Annotated in this window: 1 protein-coding gene; it reads right to left on the bottom strand. The window is 50.5% G+C overall.

Annotation, left to right across the window (positions count from 1 at the left end; translation table 11 throughout):
* Positions 1–1,072: restriction endonuclease subunit S (locus tag I2E26_RS07390; protein WP_195420221.1), on the bottom strand; the 1,072-nt coding region annotated here is incomplete at its 3' end.
* Positions 1,073–1,095 lie beyond the last annotated feature (23 nt).

Raw genomic sequence — 1,095 nt, 5'->3', positions numbered from 1 at the left:
TAAACCTCGATTTGTCGACCTCGGCGACGAAGGCAGCGAACTCTTGTTGGAGGACAAGGGGAGGCAGAACAACCACGGCGCTGCCGACTATCTTGGCGTTCAGGTTTTTCATTGTCACCCCCACTGCCTGCCGCTCCAATGAAGTCGAAAACGACGGGAACGAAACCACGCGCTGCAAATAATCGCTACTGCACACATCCGCGTGCGGCCTCAGAATCATACTTCCCGTCCCACAGAGCAGCCCTTCAATGTCAACAACGGCACATCGTCCTATCTCACCACGCCTACCAAGCACCACGTCACCCCTTCGAAGATGATATGGCCCCATCGATGCAAACTTATCGTCTCCAACAGTCAATGAGTTATCCACCTCGATGCGACCGTCGACAATATGCGAGGGATTGACCACAGGGTGACCGCCCACAATGTAGTCCTCTTTATGCAACGCACTTCCGAATGGACCGATGCGCAGGTCGCAAATATTCTTAAGAGGAAAGCCCGGGAGTTTTGATGAATCAGGATCGCATGGGTCCCCAAACATCTCGACAAACCGGGATTTAACCAAATCGTCAAAACGCAAAATGATATCCCGCGCCGTCTCGAGCTGCCTCTCGATGGCAACAAGTATATGGAGCCTTCTTTCCTGTTCATCCACAGGTGGAACGACCAGGTTGATCTTGCTCAGCCCGTCATATCTTAAGTTGTTCCTAACAGTTCCAATTGACTGAAACCCTATCTGCTTCAACCCAGACTCACTCTTCAGAAAGCGAAGAAGGTAGGCAGGGTTCAATCGGTTTTCATCAACAGAAAAAACAACATAAAGAGGACTGACAACCACTTCAGCTTCTTTATCTTGCAAAGCAACTGAGCCAACGTTGATGCGCGATGGGTTATACGCAATTTGGCCCTTTTCCACCACTTTATAAGCTGTGAGTTCCTTGCTGAAAACCTCCTTTGAAAAGTAATCAGCGGAGAGCACAAAACCCTGTGAATTAGTGACGCTGTAAACAAGGCGGCATTTTCCCAGCTTATTCCGGCGAGAAGACGGTCGCGTCACATCTCCGAGCTCCACCCACTCCCCGTCAAACGGGGGTT

This window comes from Collinsella sp. D33t1_170424_A12, from assembly GCF_015554865.1.
Lineage (GTDB): Bacteria > Actinomycetota > Coriobacteriia > Coriobacteriales > Coriobacteriaceae > Collinsella.
Note: the sequence above shows the minus strand (reverse complement) of the source record. Positions and strands in the feature narration are given on the sequence as shown.